The organism is Rhodoligotrophos sp. CJ14, from assembly GCF_038811545.1.
GTDB lineage: Bacteria > Pseudomonadota > Alphaproteobacteria > Rhizobiales > Im1 > Rhodoligotrophos > Rhodoligotrophos ferricapiens.
This window is the reverse complement of record NZ_CP133319.1, coordinates 794,010-815,369: the sequence shown is the minus strand read 5'-3', so window position 1 is coordinate 815,369 and position 21,360 is coordinate 794,010. Positions and strand designations below refer to the sequence as shown.

Below are 21,360 nucleotides of genomic sequence, written 5' to 3'. Positions count from 1 at the left end.
GACCGACGGAGACTGGTGCAAAGCCCTGGATCGGACCGAAGCCTAGTGGTTGGACGTGGTGAGTTTGGAGGTTAAGACGTGGCCAGACGAAATCTTCCACCCTTGCGCGCACTGCAGGCCTTCGAGGCAGCAGCAAGGCTCGGCAGTTTCAGACTGGCTTCGGAGGAGCTGGCTGTGACCCGGTCGGCGGTGAGCCACCAGATCCGCCAACTCGAGGAGACTCTGGGCGTGACCTTGTTCCGGCGCGACAAGCAGCGGCCGGATCTGACCGAGGCGGGGCATGACTACTATCCGGTCTTGCGCGATGCCTTCGATCAGATCGAAGCGAAGACCCGAGCGATCAAGCCGCCGCCGGAGAATGTCGAGCTAGTGGTTCAGGTCTATGTCACCGTGGCCCTCAAGTGGCTCATTCCGCGGCTCCACGATTTCGAGCGACGCTGTCCCGAGATCAAGATGCGGCTCTCGACCACGTCCATCGGCTGGGATTTCGAGCGGGGCGAGGTTGATGCGGCCTTCCTGCTGGTGCGCCGCAAGACGCCGGGGCTGCATTATCAACGGCTGTTCCCAGGCCTGCTCTCGCCGGTCTGCAGCCCGGACCTGCTCAGCGGCGATGCTCCATTGCGCAGTCCGGCCGATGTCGCGCGCCATAGGCTGATCCGGGTGCTCGGGGCGGACGAGGACTGGCGGGTCTGGCTCGATGCCCATGGGATCGATAGTCGGATCATCGAGGATGGCCCGATCTATGACAGCTATCTCTTGGCGCAGGAGGCAGCGATCGATGGCAGGGGCATCGCCATGAGCCTGAGCCCGTTTGCGGAGGATGAGCTCCGGCTGGGGCGGCTGGTTCGTCCCTTCACGCCAGGGGTGCGGCATGTGCGCGACTGGTATTTCGTCTGCGAGGGGGCAGAACGCAGCCAGCCCAAGATCCGCAAATTCGAGGCCTGGCTGCGCGAACAGGCAGCGGCTGATCCGGCAATCGCAGCTCTGCTGGCAGAGCAGGCGCAGGCGGACCGGCCTGCTTGATTGCCGGCAGAGTGGTTCAGCTTGCCCGCCGCCGGCGGCGGCGGCCTTCACGCTCCTCGTCAGCGCCGCCCACATGTTTGGGTTCGGGCAAGGCGACCACTTGAGCAAGGTTGGGATAGGGGGCCGTCTTGTGCGGAAAGGCCATGGCTGCCACGAAATGTTCCTGGAAACGCGGCTCGATGGCAGTTTCGACCTTCTCGATCGAGCGTACAACCGTTTCGATCTCGCGGCGTGCGCCGGCATTCAAGAGGGCAATGCGCGCGCCGGTGCCCGCGGCATTCCCAGCCGATGAGACCCGGTTCAAGGGACAATCGGGGATCATGCCCAGCACCATGGCATGTTTCACGTCAATATGGCTGCCAAAGGCACCGGCCAGAGTGATCCGGTCGACCTTGTCGATGCCCATGGTGTCCATCAACAGGCGCGCCCCGGCATAGAGGGCAGCCTTGGCGAGCTGAATCTGGCGGATATCGTTCTGGGTGATGCGGATCTCGGGCTCACCATCCTTGATAAGATAGCTGAAGGTGCGCCCCTGCGGTTCTATCCGCGGCGAGCGGGCAGCAAGGGCGCCGTCGATCACGCCGTCCTTAGAGACGATGCCGGCCAGGAACATCTCCGCGACCGCCTCGATAATGCCGGAGCCACAGATGCCGGTCACTCCCGTGATCTCGACCGCCTCGGCGAAGCCCGGCTCGTCCGACCACAGATCACAGCCGATGACCTTATAGCGGGGCTCGAGGGTTGCGGGATCTATGCGGATGCGTTCGATGGCGCCCGGGGCCGCGCGCTGGCCGGACGAGATCTGTGCGCCCTCGAAGGCAGGGCCGGTGGGGGATGAGCAGGCGAGCAGCCGCTGGCGGTTGCCCAGGACGATCTCGGCATTGGTGCCGACATCGACGATGAGCCAGTTCTCGTCTTGGAGGTGGGGCCCTTCGGACAAGACCACCGCCGCGGAATCCGCACCCACATGGCCTGCGATACAGGGCAGGATATAGAGGCGGCCGCCCGGGTTCATGTGGAGGTCGAGCTCGCGGGCCCTAAGGTTCAGGGCGCCGGATGTGGCGAGCGCGAAAGGCGCGCCGCCAAGCTCGACCGGATCGATGCCGAGCAGGAGATGATGCATGACGGGGTTGCCGACCAGCACCGCCTCCATCACCGTATCGCGGCTGATTGCGGCCTCCTCGCAGACCTGACCGATGAGCAGATTGATCGCATCGCGCATAGCGGCGGTCATCTCCGCGTCACCACCCGGGTTCATCATCACATAGGAGACGCGGCTCATGAGATCTTCGCCGAAGCGGATCTGCGGGTTCATCATGCCGGCCGAGGCCAGCACCTCGCCGGTCGAGAGATTGCAGAGATGGGCGGCGATGGTGGTCGAGCCGATATCGAAGGCGATGCCGCAGATCTGGTCATGAAAGCCGGGCCAGACAGCGATGATGCGGTTCGCGTCGCGCTCGGTGTGGTGAATGGCCACCGTGACCGCCCACTGACCGGCGCGCAAGGCCTTCTGCAGCACCTGTATCACGCCGAGGTCGCAGGAAAGGCTGCTTACCCCCCACTGTGTGGCGAGCGCGTCACAGAGCCGCTCGAGATCGCCCGAGGGGTTGTGCATGTCGGGCTCGGCCACCTCGACATAATAGAGGCGGGTGGCGGGATCGAGGGCAATCGCTCGTACCTCGGCGCGCTTGCGCACCACCTGTTTATGGACCTGGCTTTCCGGCGGCACGTCGATGACCACGTCGCCCATGAGCCGGGCCTGGCAGGAGAGACGGCGGCCCGCTCCGAGCCCGCGCTTTTCGGCGTAACGCTGCTCGGTTGCGGATAGGGGCGAGAGATGGGACGGGGCGGATGTCAACCCATGCTTGGCGAAGGTACCTTCGGAGAGCTCCACCTGGCAGCGGCCGCAAATGGCCCGACCGCCGCAGACACTGTCAATGTCCACCCCGAGGCTGCGGGCGGCCTGCAGGATCGGCGTGCCCAGCGGGAAGCGTCCCCGCTTGCCCGAGGGGGTGAATACGAGCAGAGCATCCTCGCCCTTGTGATCCGACATGGCCAATCCTCAGGAGCGACGCCGGCGGCGTGCTTCGCGCTCGCGGCGGCGGGCGTCGATCTCGCTTTCCGGTGCGCCATCGGCACCCGCCGCCTCCGGCACGGGCTCGCGGAATTTCCGCACCCAGGCCCGGCAATCGCGATCCACACCATTGAGAACGTTGGCCGCGGCAATTGCGTGCATATCTTCATCATGCAGCGGGTTCATGATGGCGGAGGTGAGCCCGTTGGATGAGGCCATCGAGAGGAAGTGGCCATTGAGCAGCCGGCGGTTGGGCAGGCCGAAGGAAATGTTGGAGGCACCGCAGGTCGAATTCACCTTCAGCTCGTCCTTGAGCCTGCGCAGAAGCGCGAAGACCTGGCGGCCGGCCGTGCCCATGGCGCCGATCGGCATGACGAGAGGGTCAACCACCACATCGCAGGGTTTGATGCCGTGATCCATGGCCCGGTGCACGATCTTCTTCGCGACCTCGAAGCGCACATCCGGGTCCTGTGAGATACCGGTCTCGTCGTTGGAAATGGCAACGACGGCGCAATCGTATTTCTTCACCAGCGGCAGGACGCGCTCGAGGCTTTCGTCTTCGCCGGTCACGGAATTGACCAGGGGGCGTCCCTTATAGACGGCAAGGCCGGCTTCAAGCGCATCGATGATGGAGGAATCAATCGACAGCGGCACATCGACCAGGCTCTGGACCAGCTGGATGGTCTCCGCCAGGATGCGCGGCTCGTCTGCCAGGGGAATGCCCGCATTCACGTCGAGCATATTGGCGCCGGCGGCAACCTGGGCCAGGGCATCGCGCTCGACGGTTGAATAGTCCCCCACCTTCATTTCGGCGGCGAGCTTCTTGCGCCCGGTGGGATTGATGCGCTCGCCAATGACGCAAAAGGGGCGGTCAAAGCCGATCACTACCTCTTTGGTGGCGGAGGCCAGCACTGTCTCGGTCATGTCGTCTCTCCGTCTCCGGCGGTGTGCTGCTGATGGGGATTGGGTTGGGGATCGGCCCAGCCGCCATTGGCGATCAGCGCCTTCAGGCGCTCGCGGTCATAGGCCTGCTCAAGCTCGGCTGCGGCACGATCAACCGCTGCGGCGAGATCATCGGGGCAGGGCTCAGGGGTGCCGCGACGCCACTCTTCGAGATAGGCGCCGGTTTCGGACGCGCCCGAGCGCATGGCGGCCATGTCGATGGCCTCCTGAAAACGGTCAGAGAGCTGGCGCTTTTCCGACTTCCGGCCGGATTTGGCGATGAGTTGCGCGGGTATGTCCCGCCAGTACAAAATGGTGAGCTCGGCCATGAATGCCTCTTCGCCCAAGGGGGCAGACCGCATCGGTTCGAGACATATGGCGGGAGAGCCGAGCTTGCAGCGCGCACTGTGCCGACATGGGGCTTGCTGAAAACGACAAGCCCCATGGGCAGTGATCAGCGACTGTTTCCGATCAGGACTGATCGCCCTTCATCGGCTTCGTCTTGGGTGCAGACTTCTGCGCAGGCACGGGCTTTTCCACCGGGGTCGGCTTGCCATCGCGCTCCGCATTGCGGCGCATGATCTCCTTATAGCCCGGCATCGAGGGGCTGGGGGCCACGGGGCCGATGCCCCAGAGCGGGTTCCAGCGACGCTTTTGAGTGGCGGGCGCAGAGGCTGTTTCTTTTGTTTGCCTTGATTGCTTTTTGGTGTGGGTGGAGGCGTTCGACTTTCCCGCCTCGGTCTTGCTGCCGGCCGGCACGACCTTCCCGTCTGAGCGGATAAGAAACAGATTGGTCTGCTCGCTCGGCAGTGGGACATGGGCGATGACGGTCACATCATGGGACGCCGGAAGAGGCGGCTCGATCATCGGGGGCAAAAAGGGCATGGCTTTTCTCCGAGGGACGTCGTCTCCTTAGTTAGGCGGCGCCGGAGCTGCTACAATTGGCGATCGGTTTCGGGGGTTAACGCGGGCCAAACGGTCGCCCGAAGATCAGGTCGCTCTTAAGCCACGGGCTGACGTTTCATGCGAAACGTATTCAGCCGATCAGCGCTATGCAAAGCTAAGGTCTGGCATCGGAGGCATGCGAGCTATGGGTGAGGTGGGCAGTGAGACGGGCGGAACGCCTGCGCGGGAGCGGCATTCCCGCCGGGGCGGCGGTGCGGCGGAGCGGCGGCAACGGCGCAGCGGCGGCGGTCGCACACAGCTCAAATATATCTCGCGCAACATACCCCTCTACGAGGTCCTGAGCGAAGAAGGTCTCGCGATCATCGAGCGCAATGCCGATACGGTGCTCGAGGAGATCGGTATCGAGTTCCGCGAGGATCCGGAGGCGCTCGCCATGTGGCGGGAGGCCGGCGCCGATGTGCGCGGCGAACGGGTGCATTTCCCCAAAGGTCTCTGCCGCGCGCTCCTCAAGACCGCGCCGAAGATTTTCACGCAGCATGCGCGCAACCCCGAGCGCAATGTGGTGATCGGCGGAAACAGCACGGTCTTTGCCCCGGTCTATGGGCCGCCCTTCATTCGCAATCTCGAAGAGGGGCGCCGCTATGCGACGATCGAGGATTTCCGGAATTTCGTGAAGCTCGCCTATGTCCTGCCGACCCTGCATCATTCCGGCGGCACGGTCTGCGAGCCGGTCGATGTGCCCGTGCACAAGCGACATCTCGACATGGTCTATTCCCATATCCGCTACTCCGACAAACCCTTCATGGGATCGGTGACCGCGCCGGAGCGGGCGGAAGATTCCGTGGCCATGGCGAAGCTGGTGTTCGGCGATGAGTTCGTCGATCAGAACTGCGTCCTCATCAATCTCATCAATGCCAATTCGCCGCTGGTCTTCGATGCGACCATGCTCGGGGCGCTCAAGGTCTATGCGCGCAACAACCAAGCGACGGTGGTTTCGCCCTTCATTCTGGCCGGCGCCATGTCGCCGGTGACGGTGGTGGGCACGCTCACCACCATTCTCGCCGAGGCATTGGCCGGCTGCGCCTTCTCGCAGCTGTGCCGGCCTGGCGCTCCGGTCGTGTTCGGCACATTCTCGAGCTCGATCTCCATGCAGTCGGGCGCGCCCACCTTCGGCACGCCGGAGCCTGCCCATGTGCTCTATGGCGCAGCGCAGCTTGCCCGCCGCATCGGCATTCCGTTCCGCTCGGGCGGCTCGCTGTGCGCCTCCAAGGTGCCGGATGCGCAGGCGGCCCATGAAAGCACGCAGACACTCATCCCAACGCTCTATGCGGGCGTCAATTTCGTGCTGCATGCGGCGGGCTGGCTCGAGGGCGGGCTCGTCTCGTCTTATGAGAAGCTCATCATCGACGCGGACCAGCTCGGCATGATGCAGCGCTTCGCCGAGGGGGTCGATTTCTCGGAGAACGGCCAGGCGCTCGATGCCATCCGCGAGGTCGGGCCGGGCAGCCATTTCCTCGGCTGCGGCCATACTCAAGCGAATTTCGAATCCGCCTTCTATCGCTCGACCATTGCGGACAACAATTCCTATGAGCAGTGGCTTGCCGAGGGGCAGCAGGATGCAGCACAGCGGGCGAATGCCATCTACAAGCAGATGCTGCGGGAATATGCTGCCCCGGATCTTGATCCCGGGATTGACGAGGCGCTCAGCGACTTCATGGCGCGCCGAAAGGCGGTGCTGCCGGATTCGCTGACCTGACCGGCAGGGGATGCATAGGCGAGGGTGGGTTTCAGGGTCGTGGGGCGGCTTTCATCGCGCTAAAGTGAAAAGACAGATTCGGTATCGGAGGAGGCGCTTACCTTGGACTTGAAGCAGCAGCGCGAAAGCTCGGCGAAATCGGCCGATCTTGCCTTTTCATCCGCGACGGCCCTGACCCGGGCATTGCGGGATCGTACCGTGTCGGCACGCGATCTTCTGGAGCTTTACTGGTCGCGGGTGGAAAAGTTCAATCCATCGCTCAATGCGATCATCTGGAGCGATATCGAGGGCGCGCGCCGGGCGGCGGACGAGGCCGACAAGCGGCTGGATGCGGGCAAGCCGATGGGGCTGCTCGATGGATTGCCGATGACCATCAAGGAATCCTTCGAGCTTGCGGGATCGCCAACCACCTGGGGTGTGGCGCAGTACCGGGACAATGTGACGAAGACCGATGCCGACGCGGTTGCGCGGCTCAAAGGCCAAGGCGCGATCATCTTCGGCAAGACGAACGTGCCGTTCATGCTGTCGGACTGGCAAAGCTTCAATGTGATCTACGGGACGACCAACAATCCCTGGGATCTGTCACGGGCCCCGGGCGGCTCGTCCGGCGGATCGGCTGCGGCGCTGGCCGCGGGCATGACCGCGCTGGACGTTGGTTCAGATATCGGATCCTCGATCCGCAATCCCGCCCATTACTGCGGAATTTTCGGCCATAAGCCGACCTATGGGGTTGTGTCCTACGCGGGACATGCGCTGCCGGGGATCGTGACCACCTCGGATATTACAGTAGCGGGTCCACTCGCCCGGTCGGCGGATGATCTCGCACTCGAGCTGGGGATCATCGCGGGCCCGGACGCAATCGAGGCGCAAGGCTGGCGGCTCGACCTCAAACCGTGCACAAAAACCAAGATCTCCGATTTCAAGATCGCGGTCATGCTCAGCGATCCCTGCTCGGAGGTCGATCAGCCGATTCAGGACGAGATCGGCAAGCTGGCCGAATTCCTCGCCTCGCGTGGCGCAACCGTCAGCTTCACCGCCCGGCCCGACTTCAGCACCAAGGAAGCGTTCGACGTCTATATCGGGCTGTTGCGGGCGGCGACCAGCCGAGCACAGAGCGAGGAGGTCTTCGCGCAGAATCGCAGGATCGTGGCCGAGCTCGATCCCAATGACCAGAGCTATTATGCCCGCATGCTGCGCGCCTATGTGATGCCCCATCGGCGGTGGCTCGAGATCAACGAGCGCCGGCACCATATGCGGCATGCCTGGGCACGGTTCTTCGGGGAATGGGATCTGTTCCTGTGCCCGGCGGCGGCGTCGGCGGCCTTCCCACATGATCAGGAGGGGGAACGCCATAACCGTACAGTCGCGGTCAATGGCAAGCGCGTGCCGACCACGGATCAGCTGTTCTGGGCTGGATATTCCGGCGCGTTCTATCTGCCGGGAACGGTGGCGCCGATCGGGCTTAGCCCGGACGGATTACCGATCGGCGTGCAGATCGTCGGGCCGCAATACGGAGATTATACGACGATTGCCTTCGCGAAGCTGCTCGAGCAGGACTATCGGGCGTTCACGCCGCCACCGGGCTATGCCTGAGCGACTGCTGCAAGGCTGATATGCGACATTAGCCTCTTCCGTGCCATTGTCCTGGCGCGGTTTCAGCGCATCCCAGTGCGCGCCGCCCCGTTGCGGGGCCTGTGCACTGGAGCGCTTGCCATGGTTCATCGTCCCGTCACTCTCGCGCGAGCGGCATATCCCGCGGTTATGATCCTGTGCCTCGCCAGCGGCGGGCCAGTCCAGGCGCTGACCGTTGTCAACCAGGACGAGAGGACGAACATGGTCGTCATCATCGCGGATGGGGAGGAGCAGGCTTTCGAACTCGAAGCGGGCGAAACCTTGGTGGGTTTCTGCCGGACGGGCTGTTCCGCAATCTTCGGGGATGGCGAGGAGATCTCGCTGCATGGCTCCGAGCACATCACCATCAAGCAGCACAGACCCAATGTTCGGAGGCAGCCTTGAGCTCGTCCGGCCTTGGTTAGCGGTTGCCGGTTGGATCCCAGACGAAGAGCTGGGCCGCGATGATGGCGGCCGCCAAGCCCCATGCAGTCACATTCAGCAAATCCGGCAACATGACATAGACGTCTTCGGGTCCGTTCCAAACAAAGCCGGACCCTGAGAGATCAGGTCTGAAGGCATTGCCGAAGGCAACAGCGAAATGCTTGAGGGGCAGGATGTCAGCCGCCATGGTCATCCAGGCCGGCAGGTCATGGAAGGGGCGAATGAAGATGTTGGAGAGGAAGGCGAGGGGCAGCAACGTGGCGTTGGTCACGGCCTGGGTGGTCTCGCTCGATCGGCACAATGCCACGACCATCATACCCAGTGCTGCAAATGAGCAGCTGCCGAGTGCCAGCACTGTGATGGCTGCGGGCAGTCGCTCAGGATAGATCTGGATGCCGTAAAACAGAACGCCTGCACCCATGACGATGACGGCGGAGAGAATGGCGATCGCGGCAACGGCGAGAATGCGGGCAGCGATATAGGTGGCCGGCGGCAACGGGGTTCCACGGATCCGCTTCAGGATGCCCTGATCGCGGGCGGTCGCTGTCGATACGGCGAGATAGGTATAGCAGGCGGTGACCACGCCGAAGACGGCGAGGGCGGGAGAATAAAACTGCGCGGTCGTGTAGTTCTCGCCCTCGACGAGCTCGTTGCCGAAGATCTCGGTAAAGAGGATCAACAGCACGAGCGGCATGATCGTCACGAAGAAGACGGCTGCCGGCCGCCGCGTGAACAACAGCAGCTGATGCCGGGTCTGATCGAGCAGCAGTTTCACCGGGCGCTATTCCCCTTCTGCACGGCTTCGGCCGCATGGGCCAGCTCAAGATAGATGTCCTCCAGCGTCGGCCGGGTGACGGTGAGATGGCGCAAGATAATCTGCTCGCGGAATGCCCAGTGGGTGAGATCGGCGAGAATGGGCGTGGGATTGCCAACGCGGATCTCGGCCCAGCCGCGGTGTATTCTGGTGACCCCACGCAAGGGCGTGGGATAGGAGCCCGGCAATTCACTCGCGCCAAGAGCAAAGCGGATCTCGCTCTTGCCTCCGAAGGCATCCTGAAGCTCGGCCGGGGTGCCTTGCGCGCAGATCGTGCCGCTCACCAGAATGGCAAGGCGGTCGGCCAGTGCCTCCACCTCTTCCATATTGTGGGAAGAGAGAAGGATGGTCTTGCCGGCTTCATTGAGCCTGCCGATCAAGGACCAGACATTGCGGCGCGCATCGGGATCAAGCCCCGTGGTGGGCTCATCCAGGAAGATCACGTCGGGATCACCCACCATGCTGAGCGCAAGATCGAGGCGGCGCTTCTGCCCACCGGAGAGAACCTTGACCTGCTTGTCGGCGGCGTTGCCGAGATCGACGAGATCCAGCACCTCGCCGACCGACAGGCTTCTCGGATAGAGCCTTGCGAAGGCGGCCGCCGTTTCGCGCACGGTGAGCTCAGGCTCAAGCGCGGTTGCCTGCAGCACAATACCAATCCGCTCGCGGAACTTGCGCCCGCCCGTGCCGGGATCCATGCCCAGCACCGAAACCTTGCCGCTGTCTCTGCGGCGGTAGCCTTCGAGGATTTCGATGGTGCTGGTCTTGCCGGCGCCGTTCGGCCCAAGGAGGGCGAACGTCTCACCACGCTTCACTTGAAGTGAAATGCCGCGAATGGCCTCGACAGCGCCATAGGCCTTGCGAAGATTTTCGATCACGATCGCCGGGCGATGCTCTCCGGCGGGTACGCGCTGACGCTCTGCGACCTTACGCCTGGGCCAGTGCAGCACTCTGGATTGGTCCCTCTCATGCCCGTTGGCGTTTTCGCCGGGCGCCACGGGTGATCATGTGCTTCATGACTGTCATACCGGCGCGCAGCCGCATTGTCCAATTACGTCCGTGCACTGCGGCAATGTAATTGAGCAGGAATTCATGATCCTTGCTGCCCGGCGGATCGAAATGGGGCCGAAAGGTGCCCTTGCGCAGGAACACGGCTTTGATCTGGGTCATCTCGAGCAAGCCCTCCGCACCACGGGTCACGCCGTAACCGGATTGCTTCCGGCCGGCAAAGGGGCCTCGGGGATCGGCGGTTGGCACAATCATGTCATTGATACAGACGGCGCCGGCATCAAGCCGTCCGGCAATCTCCACGGCGCTCTGCTCGGAGCCGAAGATCGAGGCTCCGAGCCCGTAAGGAGACGCGTTGGCGATTGCAACCGCCTCTTGGGTTCCCTCGGCGCGAAAGAGCATAAGGACGGGGGCGAGGATATCCTCCCGTGCGAGAGGATCCTCCACGCTGAGATTCTCGACGAGCAGGGGGGCCATGGCCGCATTGCCGGGCTTGGGAGGAATGCCATGAACGATCGCGCCCGCAGCCTCGCTTCGACCGAGCAACTCGGCGAGCTTCACCCGGACGGGTTCGGGAACCTCCATGGGCGGCATGGCAGCGGTGCGGGCCCGCAAACAGTCGCGCAAGGGCTCGAAGATGGGGCCGATGGCAATGACACGGCGCGGTGCGATGCAGGTCGCGCTATTGTTCAGGCGCAGCCCATAGGCGATGGCATTGGTCGCAAGATCCAGATCCGCATCGGGTAGCACGAGCGCTGCGTCATTGCCGGAGAGTTCAAGCACGGCCGGAATGGCGCGCTCGGCGAGACGGCCAAGAATGGCGCGGCCCGTGCTCGCTGATCCCGTGAGAACGACCTTGTCGATGGCGTCCCGGAGTGCGGCGCGTGCGTCATCGATGGTGTCGGATGTGCAGGCGATGAGATTTGGCGGCAAGCCTGCCTCGTCCAAAAGATCAATCAGCCAGCGGATTGGTTCCTCGCCACCTTCTCCCGGCTTGATAAGCACCGCATTGCCTGCCACGAGTGCCTGCAAGGCCTGAACAGCCGGCAGAAACAGAGGATAGTTGGAAGGACCGATGATCAGCACGAGCCCGAAGGGTTCGCGGTGAATAGTCACCTCGCTGCCGGAGAGCCACAGCGGCCTATTCTGATGGCCGAGCGGACGAGGCTTCAGCAGTTCGCCAGCTTGCCGCTCGAGGAACTGGCAGGCATCGACCAGCGGTACGATCTCGGCGGCGACAAAATCAGCAAGCGGCTTTCGCTGATTCGGGCCCACAGCGCGCACGAAAGCCGGCGCACGCTCAGCCAGCAAGCGGCGCAACTCCGTGATGATGGCGAGGCGCCTCGCCAAGGGTGTGGCCGCCCAGTCGCGTTGCGCCGCGCGCAAATAGACAATGCGGTCGCGGACGGACATTGGGCGGTTCATGGGCTGTGCTCGATATACGTTCATTGGGAATGAATGAACAATTACCGGTAGTGGCGTTATTTGGCTAGCATAAGCGATATGCGATCCCGTAAACTACCCCTGAGCAGGGAGCCTCATGCAAGGTCAGTGAGCTGACAAGCAAGTGGTGAGCGGGAGTCGCGATTGAGAGACCAGAGGAAGCGTCGCGTTATCGTCGTGGGCGCGGGGCCAGGGGGACTTGCCTCCGCAATGCTTTTGGCCGCGAGAGGCGCGGAGGTCACGGTTCTTGAACGTTTACCACAGGTGGGCGGCCGCACGGGGCGCTGGCGGCAGGACGGCTTCACATTCGACATCGGGCCGACTTTCTTCCTCTATCCACGGGTGCTCGAGGACATTTTCAAGGAGTGCGGCCGCGATCTGTGGAGCGAGATCGCCTTCACGCGGATCGACCCCATGTATCGCGTCCTATTCGAGGGCGGCGGATATCTCGATGCAAAATCAGAACCTGCTGCCATGGCGGCAGAGATTGCAAGGCTGAGCGCTGCAGACGCCGCCAATCTGCCGCGCTATCTCGCTGATAATCGCAAGAAGCTCGCTTCGTTCCGGCCGGTGCTCGAAAGTCCGTTCAACACGCTGCGGGACTATCTCAGGGGAGACGTGCTCAAGTCGCTGTTCATGCTCCGCCCGCAGCTGTCGCTCGACCGGGACCTCAAGACTTACTTTGCCGATGAACGGGTGCGGCAGGCCTTCTCCTTCCAGGCGAAATATCTGGGCATGTCGCCGTTCAACTGCCCGAGCCTGTTCACGATCCTCGCTTTTCTGGAGCATGAGTACGGAGTATGGCACCCGGTGGGCGGCCATGCGGTGATCATGGACAGGATGGCCGAGATCGCGCAGGAGATGGGGGTCGAGATCCGGCTCAACGAACCCGTCACGCGCGTCACCTTCGATGGACGGCGCGCCACAGGGGTTGAGTCGGCCAGAGGCCGCTATGCCGCGGATGCGGTGGTGATCAATGCGGATTTCGGCCAGGCGATGGCGAGGCTGGTGCCCGATGGTCTGCGCAAACGCTGGACGGACAAGAAGATCGCGGAGAAGAAATATTCCTGCTCGACCTTCATGATGTATCTCGGCATCGAAGGGCTCTATGAAGATGTGCCGCATCACAGCATTCTGCTTGCGGACGATCTGAGGGGAAATGTTCGCGACATCGAGCAGGGGCTCGCGCTTCCCGAGACGCCCTCGATCTATCTGCAGAATGCCGGGGTCAGCGATGAGACACTGGCCCCGCCTGGGATGAGCACGCTTTATGTGCTGGTGCCGGTCGCTCATCTCACGGGTGCGATCGATTGGGCGAGTGCTGCACCGCAGTTCCGCGAACATGTGATCGACCGCCTTGGCCTGATGGGCCTCGAGGGCTTGCGCGATCGCATTCGGTCGCAGCGGATCCTCACACCGCAGGGTTGGCAGGATGAACTTGCCATCTACAAGGGGGCCACGTTCAATCTGAGCCATACACTCGGGCAGATGCTCTATTTCAGGCCCCATAACCGCTTCGAGGATGTCGATGGCATTTATCTCGTTGGCGGCGGCACGCATCCCGGCAGCGGATTGCCGGTGATTTTCGAGTCAGCGCGCATTTCTTCGAAGCTCCTCGCGGAGGAACTGTCGCTCAGCGAAAGCCGCTATGGGGCCGCTGAAAGGCTGGAGCTGCCCTTGGAATTCGAGCTGGAGAAGGTCTGATGAAGGTTGCAGCAACGAAGCGGGTTGCGGTGGTGGGCGGTGGGCTCGGTGGCTTGGCCGCAGCCTGCACGCTGGCAGCCCGAGGGCATGACGTCACGCTGTTCGATAAGAATCAATGGGCGGGCGGAAAGGCTGCGGTGCTCGAAGAGCAGGGCTTCCGCTTCGATATGGGGCCGACCATCCTCACCGTGCCCGGGGTGCTGCACCGAATCTTCGCCGAGGCCGGGCGCAAGCTTGAGGATTATCTCGAGCTCGTTCGGCTCGACCCGCAATGGCGCTGCTTTTTCGATGATGGTTCGGTGCTCGACCTTGTCGAAAATGTCGAGGCGATGGCCAAGAATATCGAGACCTATACGGGCGAGCCGCGCTCTTCGGAAGGATATAAGCAATTCATCAAGCTCTCCGAGCGGCTGCACGATGTGTCCAACCGGTTCTTCTTCTGGAAGTCGGTCGAGGATCTCAAGGATACGATCGACTTCAAGCGTAACCTCGATGCCAAGACATTGGCGGATGTGATGTCGCTGAGGATGGGGGCGACTGTTGCCGGCACGATTCGGCGAAAGGTTTCGGACGAGCGCGTCGCCCAGATGCTCGACCATTTCACGCAATATGTGGGCTCATCGCCCTATGCCTCGCCCGCGGTTCTCTGCTCGATCGCCCATATGCAGACCGAGCTCGGGGTGTGGTACCCGATGGGCGGCACGCGCGCGGTTCCGGTTGCGCTCGAAAGGCTCGCGCGCGAGCTTGGGGTGAAGTTTCATCTCGGCGCCAATGTGCGGCGCATTGCCCAGGCACAGGGCCGGGTGGTCGGGGTGGTGACGGATAGCGGCGAGCAGTTTCCGGTCGATGCGGTCGTCTCCAATATGGATGCGATCCGCACCTATGCCGAGCTGATCGGGGGCGAGGCCGGCGCCAAATACATGGACATGCGGAAATATGAGCCGGCCTGCTCGGGTGTCGTGCTCTATCTCGGCCTGAACAAGGCCTATGATCACCTCCTGCACCATTGCTTCGTGTTCTCGCGCGACCCGGAGGAGGAGTTCGACGCGATCTACAATGAGGGTGAACCTGCGCCCGATCCCACCTGCTATCTCGCGGCGACGGCGCGCACCGAGCCAGGGGTTGCGCCAGAAGGGGGCGAAGCCCTCTATGTGCTCGTGCACACGCCCTATCTCAGATCGCATCACGACTGGTCGAAGATGCTGCCGGAATATCGTCAGGTCATTCTGGACAAGCTCAAGCGGTCGGCCGGCATGGAGGATATCGAGCAGCGCATCACCTTCGAGGCGGCGCTGACCCCTCAGGATATTCATGACCGCTACAAGGTGCTCAACGGCGCTATCTATGGCCTTGCAAGCCATGGAAGGTTCCTCGGGGCATTCAAGCCGGGCAATCGCAGCCGGCATGTTCCCGGACTGTATCTTGCCGGCGGGGCCGCGCATCCCGGGCCCGGCATGCCGATGGTGATGATGTCGGGGTGGATCGCGGCTGATGCGCTCGACCAGGACGCGAAGGGGCGCATTGCAGCTTGAGCCGTGATCAGGCGGCTGCGGAGGCGGCGCTGAGGGCCTATTCTCCGCGCCTGTTCAAGCTGTTCACGCGTTATCTCGATCGCTATTTTGCGCGCAGCTTCACGGCCGTGCGCATCCTGAAGCCAGGCCTGCCGGCACTTCCCTCCGGGCAGCCGCTGATCTTCTTCAGCAATCACGTGGGCTGGTGGGACCCGATCTTCATCCTGCTGATCTGCGCGAGGCTGCTGCCCGAGCATCGCCATTTCGGCCCGATCGATGAGGCGGCGCTTCGCAAATACGGGTTTCTGCGGCGCGTCGGACTGTTCCCGGTCAGTCAAGAGACGGCGCGGGGCGCGGCACAATTCCTGATGACGGCGCGGCGGCTGCTCGCCGAGCCGGCTGTTGCGTTGTGGCTGACACCGCAGGGAGCATTCGCGGATGCGCGCGCGCGGCCGGTCACATTCAGGCCGGGACTGGCGCATCTTGCCTCTCACGCGAGCCAGCCGGTGCTGGTGCCAGTTGCGATCGAATATCCGTTCTGGTCGGAGCGGCAGCCGGAGGCGCTGATGTCGTTCGGGCAGCCGATTGCTGCTCGTGAACAGGGCGGATTGGGCCGGGCGGAATGGACTGATCACTTGGAGCAGGCGCTCCAATCCGAGATGGATCGGCTCGCCATGGCCGCCATTGCGCGCGATGCAGCGCAGTTCGATGAGCTGGTGGTCGGCCACGCGCGCGTCAGCCCGGTCTATGATGCCTGGCGATGGGCCAAGGCCAGGATGAAGGGCGAGCGCTTCTCGGCGCGGCACAAGGACTGAGTGGATCAATGCTGCTGGCACTTGCGATCGCCTGCCTTGCGCTTGCCGCCCTTCCGCTTGGGCTGTGCCTGATGAATCTGTTTCTCTACAAATCACCGCAAGTCATTGATGAAGATGATCTTCCCAGCGTCTCCGTGCTGATCCCAGCGCGCAATGAGCAAGAGCGGATCGGTCCGGTGCTCGAGGCAGTCCTTGCCAATCGTGGCTGCCCGTTCGAGGTGGTGGTCGCGGACGATGGCTCGACCGACCGCACGGCCGATGTCATCAAGGCCTTTGGCCAGCGCGATGCACGGGTACGGCTCATCGCGACGCCGCCCTTGCCCAAGGGGTGGATGGGCAAGAACAATGCCTGCCAGGCGCTGGGGCAGGCCGCGCGCTATGACATCGCGCTGTTTCTCGATGCGGATGTGAGGCTTGCACCGGATGCGATCGCGCGCGTCGCCTCGTTCATGCGGGACAAGGGCGTGAGTCTTGCGAGCGGCTTCCCCCACCAGATCGCGGTTGGGTTTTGGGAGCGGCTGATCGTGCCGCTCATTCATTTCGTGCTGCTCGGCTATCTACCGATGATCGGGGCCAAGCTCAGTCGTTCGCCGGCCTTCGCAACCGCTTGCGGTCAGCTGATCGCGGTTCGGCTGGCCGATTACCGGGCGGTTGGCGGCCATGGCAGCATTCACGACAAGATCCATGACGGGGTGCAGCTTGCCCGTGTGTTCCGACGACGGGGACTGAAGACCGAGCTGTTCGACGCGGAGCGCCTGGCCGCCACACAGATGTATGACAATCTGCGGGCGCTCTGGGCCGGATTTTCCAAGAATGCGCATGAGGGCATGGCGACGCCCGTCGCGCTGCCGATCTGGACCGTTCTGCTCTTTGGCGGGCATGTCCTGCCATTCATCTTGCTGCCCGTCGCCTGGGCACTCGGCGCCGACGAGCTCACCGTTCGCGTCCTGCTTGCGGCGGTTGCCTGCGCGTGGGCGGTAAGGGTGTTGCTGGCAATACGCTTTCGCCAATCGTGGGTGAGTGCGCTCCTGCATCCGCTGGGCATTATCTTCATGCTCGTTCTGCAGTGGACTGCCCTGTTTCGCTGGTTTACCGGCAGGCAAGTGCGCTGGCGGGGACGTGCTTATTCGAAATCCTGATTCGTCAGCGCTTGTCCGGCATCCGCGGCGCAGCTAAAAATACAACGCGAGGCAGGCGATGCTCGGAAAGGATCAGGCCATGCTGAAAGAGCTCACGGGCACTGTGATCGCCATGATCTTGGCGGTGAGCGGCGCGACGGCAGGCCAGCCTGCGGGCGAACAGAGCGCTTATGACTTCGGCTTCACGGGCATCGACGGTGCACCCATGCCCCTGTCACGCTACAAGGGACATGTGCTCTTGGTGGTGAATACCGCGTCCGAATGTGGTTTGGTCGGCCAGTTTGACGGGCTGGAGGCATTGTGGAACAGCTACAAGGACAAGGGGCTGGTCGTGATCGGTGTCCCCTCCAACGATTTCGGCGGTCAGGAGCCGAGGTCGCGCGAGGAGATCGCTGATTTCTGCAAGCTGAATTATGGCGTTACGTTTCCGCTGACGGACAAGACCGTGGTCACCGGCGAAGGCGCGCATCCGTTCTTTAAGTGGGCGGGGACCAAGGCGGGGATGCTCGGCCGGCCCAAGTGGAATTTCCATAAGTATCTGATTGGTGCGAATGGCGAGTTCCTCGACTGGTTCTCAAGCCCGACCAGTCCGCAGTCGGAGAAGGTGACCCGGGCGATCGACGCTGCCTTGGCCGGCCCGCGGGAACAGGCTGCGCGGCAATAGGCCTCTGCCTGAGACTCATTCTCGGTACTCGCCGAAGCGCGACGACTCATCTTAGTCTACCGACGGCCAGTACGTATGGTGGCGTATGGCATGCCTTTGGAGTACCGGACAGGAACAATATCCATAAAATGTTAGCTGCGCGCTGTCGGACGGGTAGGGCCGGCAAGGCGGGATGGAGGTGAAGATGGCCGGCGAAGTCATTGGCCCGGTTCTTCAGGCGAGGGGGCTCAATGCGCATCAGGGCCGCGAGCATGTGCTGCGCGGCGTGGACCTCTCAATCCACCAGGGGGGTGGGATTGTGCTCACCGGCCCGAGCGGGGCCGGCAAATCGACCTTGCTGCGCGCCCTTGCCGGCCTGGTGGTGCCCAGCGGCGGTGATATTTTGTTCAAGGGCCAGCAGATCGAAGGGCGCCCCGCCAACGAAATTGCCAAGCTCGGCATCGGCTTCGTGCCTAAGGAGAGGCGCGTCTTCGCCCGCATGACGGCCTATGAAAATCTCGAGATCGGCCGTCGTCTCGGCTCAAAGCCGAGCAGGAGCGAATGGAGCTTCGAGAGGGTATTCCATCTGTTTCCCGTGCTTGCCGCTCAAAAGGACCGCTTTGCGGGCGACATGAGTCCGGGCGAGCAGCGGCTCCTCATTCTCGCGCGTACTCTCCTGGGCAATCCCGAAGTGGTCCTTCTGGATGAGCCGGCGGAGGGAATTGCCGAGGAAGATCTCCTCGAATTGGTGCGCATATTGGACAGGATACGCGGCGAGGGGGTTGCTCTGCTGTTGGCGGAGCGGCAGTTGCGTGTAGGGCGGACGGTTTGCGACCGAGCCTGTCTGCTGGAGAATGGCAAAATTACTCAGCAGGATGTGATCGTCGACGCGGATGAGAGTGAGAGCGAGGATATGGGCCGCAATCGAAAGGTTGCCGCCGCGACCTCATAGCCAGTGCACGCTTAGGTAGCGCTTCCGGTGTTCTTAGAGGCCCATCGGGCCGTCTGCGCGAATTCCCCTTGGACATTGCTCTCGCGGAGGAACCCCCATCGTGAAACAGGATCAGCGTCCGCGAGCGCTCTACTATGTAGAGCCGGGTCGGGCTGAGCTGCGTAGAATAGGGCTCCTGCGCAATGCGCGCCAGGCGGGCGAGCCCAGCCGCCGCTGCCTCGTGCGCATGCGGTGGTCTGCCTTAAGCCGCGGCACGGAACGGCTCGTCTTCGAGGGCAAGCTGCCGCCCTCGGAATGGCAGCGCATGCGCGCGCCTTTCCAGGACGGAGATTTTCCCTTTCCGGTGAAATATGGGTACAGCGCGGTCGGGCTTGTCGAAGCTGGCACTCGCGAATTGGTGGGGCGCAACGTCTTTTGCCTCTATCCGCATCAAGAGGTGTTCGAGGTCGATGCCGCAGCTCTGGTCCCGCTCCCAGACGCAGTGCCAGCACGGCGCGCCATCCTCTCGGCCAATCTGGAGACGGCGCTCAATGTGGTGTGGGATAGCGGTGCTGCGCCCGGCGATCGGATCGTGATCATCGGCGGCGGTGTTGTCGGTCTCCTCGTATGCTTCCTGGCCGCACAACTGCCGGGGGCGGAGGTGACGGTGGTCGATATCGTCCCAGAGCGCGCAGGCCTGGCGGAGCTGTTCGGCGCGGCCTTCGCACAGCCGCACCAAGCGCCAGGGGAGGCCGACATTGTCATCCACACCAGCGGCAGTGCAGCAGGATGCGCGCTTGCCCTTGAGCTTGCCGGGGTGGAGGGAACCATTGTCGAGGCAAGCTGGTTCGGTGACCAAACCGTGGGGCTTCCTCTCGGGGCTGCCTTTCACAGCCGCCGTTTGCGACTGATCTCGTCCCAGGTTGGCATGCTGCCCGCCATACGGCGTGCCCGCTGGAGCCACAGGCGACGGCTGGCCAAGGCGGTGACGCTGCTCGCGGATGAACGGCTGGACCAGATGATCACCGGTGAGGTCGCGTTCGAGAACCTGGCGCGGGAGCTGCCGACCTTGTTGCAGGCCGGTGCCGCAGGATTGGTGACTGCCGTGCGCTACGAGAAAGTCTGAGGAGAGCCCACATGTACGCTGTTGAGGTGCGTGATCATATCATGATTGCCCATAGCTTGCCGCGACCCTTGTTCGGGCCGGCACAGAATCTCCATGGGGCAACATATGTGGTCGATGCCGCCTTCATGCGACCCGACCTTACGGAAGATGAGGTGGTGCTCGATATCGGACGCGCTACGAGCGTGCTGCGGGAGGTGCTCGAACCGCTGAACTACCAGAATCTCGATCGGATGCCGCATCTGAAAGGTCGTATCACCACCACCGAATTCTTGTGCCGTCTGATCTTCAATGCCGTTGTCGAGCGGCTACGGGCCGGCGCGTTCGGGCCTGGGTCGGAAGGGGTCGAGCGGGTGCGTATCACCCTCCAGGAAACCCATCTCGCGCGCGCCTGGTATGAGGGGGATGTCTCGCCGTGACTGCGGTCGTTCTCGCGCTGCCAGCGCCGATCGATACACTGACCGGAGGCTATGCCTATGCGCGGAAGGTGTTGGAGGCCTTGCCCGAGCACGGGGTCTCCGCACAAGCCCTGCAGCTGCCGGAGAGCTTTCCACGGCCGAGCGAGGCGGAGCTCGGGGAAGCCTATCGCCGCCTCAAAGCGGTGCCGCGAGACATGGCTCTCATCGCTGACGGTCTGGTTTTCGGGGCCTTGCCTCTTCCGATGCTCAAGGCGCTCGGCCGGCCGGTGATCGCCCTCGTCCATCACCCGCTCGGGCTCGAACATGGATTGAGCACTGAGGAGGCGCAGAGCCTCCTCGCATCGGAGCGGGCTGCCCTTGCCATGGCCCAGCATGTGATCGTGCCAAGCCGGACCACAGCGCTCACCATCCAAAGCCTTTTTGGACTTTCCGCATCGGCTATCACAATCGCGCCGCCGGGCATCGAGCCCGTGCCGCGTGCGCCGCGCCCGCTCGAGCCGAACGAACCGCTCAAGATCCTGTCGGTTGGATCAATCATTCCGCGCAAAGGCTTCGACATTCTGGTGGATGCGCTGGCCCTGATCGCCGACCGGGCCTGGGAGAGCTCGATCATCGGCGCGACCGACCTCGATCCCAATAGCGTGGCTGCGCTGCGCAAGCAGATTGCCGCCCGCGGTCTTGAGAGCCGGATCGCGCTGCCCGGCGCGATCCAGCCCGACCGCCTCGCGCAGATCTATTTGCAAGCGGACATGTTCGTCTTGCCCTCGCGCTATGAGGGTTATGGCATGGTCTTCGCCGAAGCAATGGCCCATGGTCTTCCCGTGATCGGTGCGGCAGCCGGCGCGCTGCCGGAGGTGGTGCCATCAAGCGCGGGATTGCTGGTGCCAAAGGATGATCCCTATGTTCTGGCGGGCGCGATCCTTCGTTTGATCGATGATCCGGGCTTTCGGCGCCGGTTGGCGGATGGCGCCTGGGACCATGCCCAGAAACTGCCAAGGTGGAAAGAAACGGCCGGCATCATTGCCAATGTTCTGAAGCGGTCACAGAGATGAGC

20 protein-coding genes are annotated in these 21,360 nt (G+C 63.1%); 13 read left to right on the top strand and 7 right to left on the bottom strand.

Going from position 1 to position 21,360, the window contains the following annotated elements; genetic code table 11:
• The first annotated feature begins 78 nt into the window (after nt 1-78).
• Complete coding sequence (gcvA, locus tag RCF49_RS03745) at nt 79-1,023, top strand: transcriptional regulator GcvA (RefSeq protein WP_342642706.1); 945 nt, start codon at nt 79-81, stop codon at nt 1,021-1,023.
• A 16-nt stretch (nt 1,024-1,039) separates the two neighbouring features.
• Here the strand turns inward: gcvA and RCF49_RS03740 are convergent, their stop codons facing one another.
• The 4 genes from RCF49_RS03740 to RCF49_RS03725 all read right to left on the bottom strand — a co-directional run bounded on the left by RCF49_RS03740 (nt 1,040) and on the right by RCF49_RS03725 (nt 4,924).
• Nucleotides 1,040-3,076, bottom strand: coding sequence for an ASKHA domain-containing protein (locus RCF49_RS03740; RefSeq protein WP_342642705.1), 2,037 nt, complete (start codon nt 3,074-3,076; stop codon nt 1,040-1,042).
• A 9-nt stretch (nt 3,077-3,085) separates the two neighbouring features.
• Nucleotides 3,086-4,021: a dihydropteroate synthase gene (locus RCF49_RS03735; RefSeq protein WP_342642704.1), complete on the bottom strand. Its 936-nt coding sequence runs from the start codon at nt 4,019-4,021 to the stop codon at nt 3,086-3,088.
• Nucleotides 4,018-4,368: a virulence factor gene (locus RCF49_RS03730; RefSeq protein ID WP_342642703.1), complete on the bottom strand. Its 351-nt coding sequence runs from the start codon at nt 4,366-4,368 to the stop codon at nt 4,018-4,020. Before RCF49_RS03730 ends, RCF49_RS03735 begins: the two co-directional genes overlap by 4 nt.
• A gap of 142 nt (nt 4,369-4,510) precedes the next feature.
• On the bottom strand, nt 4,511-4,924 hold the full coding sequence (locus RCF49_RS03725) for a hypothetical protein (RefSeq protein ID WP_342642702.1): 414 nt from the start codon (nt 4,922-4,924) through the stop codon (nt 4,511-4,513).
• 205 nt (nt 4,925-5,129) lie between these two features.
• Here RCF49_RS03725 and RCF49_RS03720 point away from each other — a divergent pair, with 205 nt between their 5' ends.
• The 3 genes from RCF49_RS03720 to RCF49_RS03710 all read left to right on the top strand — a co-directional run bounded on the left by RCF49_RS03720 (nt 5,130) and on the right by RCF49_RS03710 (nt 8,717).
• Complete coding sequence (locus RCF49_RS03720; RefSeq protein WP_342642701.1) at nt 5,130-6,701, top strand: trimethylamine methyltransferase family protein; 1,572 nt, start codon at nt 5,130-5,132, stop codon at nt 6,699-6,701.
• Nucleotides 6,702-6,803: 102 nt separating this feature from the next.
• Nucleotides 6,804-8,294 carry an amidase gene (locus RCF49_RS03715; RefSeq protein WP_342642700.1) on the top strand — a complete coding sequence of 497 codons (1,491 nt, stop codon included), beginning with the start codon at nt 6,804-6,806 and terminating at the stop codon, nt 8,292-8,294.
• A gap of 120 nt (nt 8,295-8,414) precedes the next feature.
• A complete protein-coding gene (locus RCF49_RS03710) occupies nt 8,415-8,717 on the top strand; it encodes a hypothetical protein (RefSeq protein WP_342642699.1) in 303 nt (100 codons plus the stop codon).
• Nucleotides 8,718-8,733: 16 nt separating this feature from the next.
• Here the strand turns inward: RCF49_RS03710 and RCF49_RS03705 are convergent, their stop codons facing one another.
• From RCF49_RS03705 to RCF49_RS03695, 3 genes are all read right to left on the bottom strand, one after another.
• Complete coding sequence (locus RCF49_RS03705) at nt 8,734-9,531, bottom strand: ABC transporter permease (protein WP_342642698.1); 798 nt, start codon at nt 9,529-9,531, stop codon at nt 8,734-8,736.
• Nucleotides 9,528-10,448 (bottom strand): ABC transporter ATP-binding protein, encoded by a 921-nt coding sequence (locus tag RCF49_RS03700; protein WP_342642697.1) that lies wholly within the window; start codon nt 10,446-10,448, stop codon nt 9,528-9,530. The genes RCF49_RS03705 and RCF49_RS03700 overlap by 4 nt, the downstream gene beginning before the upstream one ends.
• Before the next feature lie 88 nt (nt 10,449-10,536).
• Entirely contained in the window at nt 10,537-12,003 is a 1,467-nt protein-coding gene (locus RCF49_RS03695; protein ID WP_342642696.1) for an aldehyde dehydrogenase family protein, read from the bottom strand.
• A gap of 162 nt (nt 12,004-12,165) precedes the next feature.
• Here RCF49_RS03695 and crtI point away from each other — a divergent pair, with 162 nt between their 5' ends.
• The 9 genes from crtI (at nt 12,166) to RCF49_RS03650 (ending at nt 21,358) form a co-directional block, all read left to right on the top strand.
• Nucleotides 12,166-13,725, top strand: a complete 1,560-nt coding sequence (gene crtI, locus RCF49_RS03690) for a phytoene desaturase family protein (protein WP_342642695.1) — start codon at nt 12,166-12,168, stop codon at nt 13,723-13,725.
• On the top strand, nt 13,725-15,257 hold the full coding sequence (locus RCF49_RS03685; RefSeq protein ID WP_342642694.1) for a phytoene desaturase family protein: 1,533 nt from the start codon (nt 13,725-13,727) through the stop codon (nt 15,255-15,257). Before crtI ends, RCF49_RS03685 begins: the two co-directional genes overlap by 1 nt.
• Nucleotides 15,254-16,051, top strand: coding sequence for a lysophospholipid acyltransferase family protein (locus RCF49_RS03680; RefSeq protein ID WP_342642693.1), 798 nt, complete (start codon nt 15,254-15,256; stop codon nt 16,049-16,051). Before RCF49_RS03685 ends, RCF49_RS03680 begins: the two co-directional genes overlap by 4 nt.
• 8 nt (nt 16,052-16,059) lie before the next feature.
• Nucleotides 16,060-17,190: a glycosyltransferase gene (locus RCF49_RS03675; RefSeq protein WP_342642692.1), complete on the top strand. Its 1,131-nt coding sequence runs from the start codon at nt 16,060-16,062 to the stop codon at nt 17,188-17,190.
• Nucleotides 17,191-17,248: 58 nt separating this feature from the next.
• On the top strand, nt 17,249-17,854 hold the full coding sequence (locus tag RCF49_RS03670; RefSeq protein ID WP_342642691.1) for a glutathione peroxidase: 606 nt from the start codon (nt 17,249-17,251) through the stop codon (nt 17,852-17,854).
• A 184-nt stretch (nt 17,855-18,038) separates the two neighbouring features.
• Nucleotides 18,039-18,785: an ABC transporter ATP-binding protein gene (locus RCF49_RS03665; protein WP_342642690.1), complete on the top strand. Its 747-nt coding sequence runs from the start codon at nt 18,039-18,041 to the stop codon at nt 18,783-18,785.
• Nucleotides 18,786-18,885: 100 nt separating this feature from the next.
• On the top strand, nt 18,886-19,890 hold the full coding sequence (locus RCF49_RS03660) for a zinc-dependent alcohol dehydrogenase (protein ID WP_432807365.1): 1,005 nt from the start codon (nt 18,886-18,888) through the stop codon (nt 19,888-19,890).
• A gap of 11 nt (nt 19,891-19,901) precedes the next feature.
• The gene (locus RCF49_RS03655; RefSeq protein WP_342642689.1) at nt 19,902-20,306 is read left to right on the top strand and encodes a 6-pyruvoyl trahydropterin synthase family protein; all 405 of its coding nucleotides are present in this window, start codon (nt 19,902-19,904) and stop codon (nt 20,304-20,306) included.
• Entirely contained in the window at nt 20,303-21,358 is a 1,056-nt protein-coding gene (locus RCF49_RS03650; RefSeq protein ID WP_342642688.1) for a glycosyltransferase family 4 protein, read from the top strand. The genes RCF49_RS03655 and RCF49_RS03650 overlap by 4 nt, the downstream gene beginning before the upstream one ends.
• The last annotated feature ends 2 nt before the right edge of the window (nt 21,359-21,360 follow it).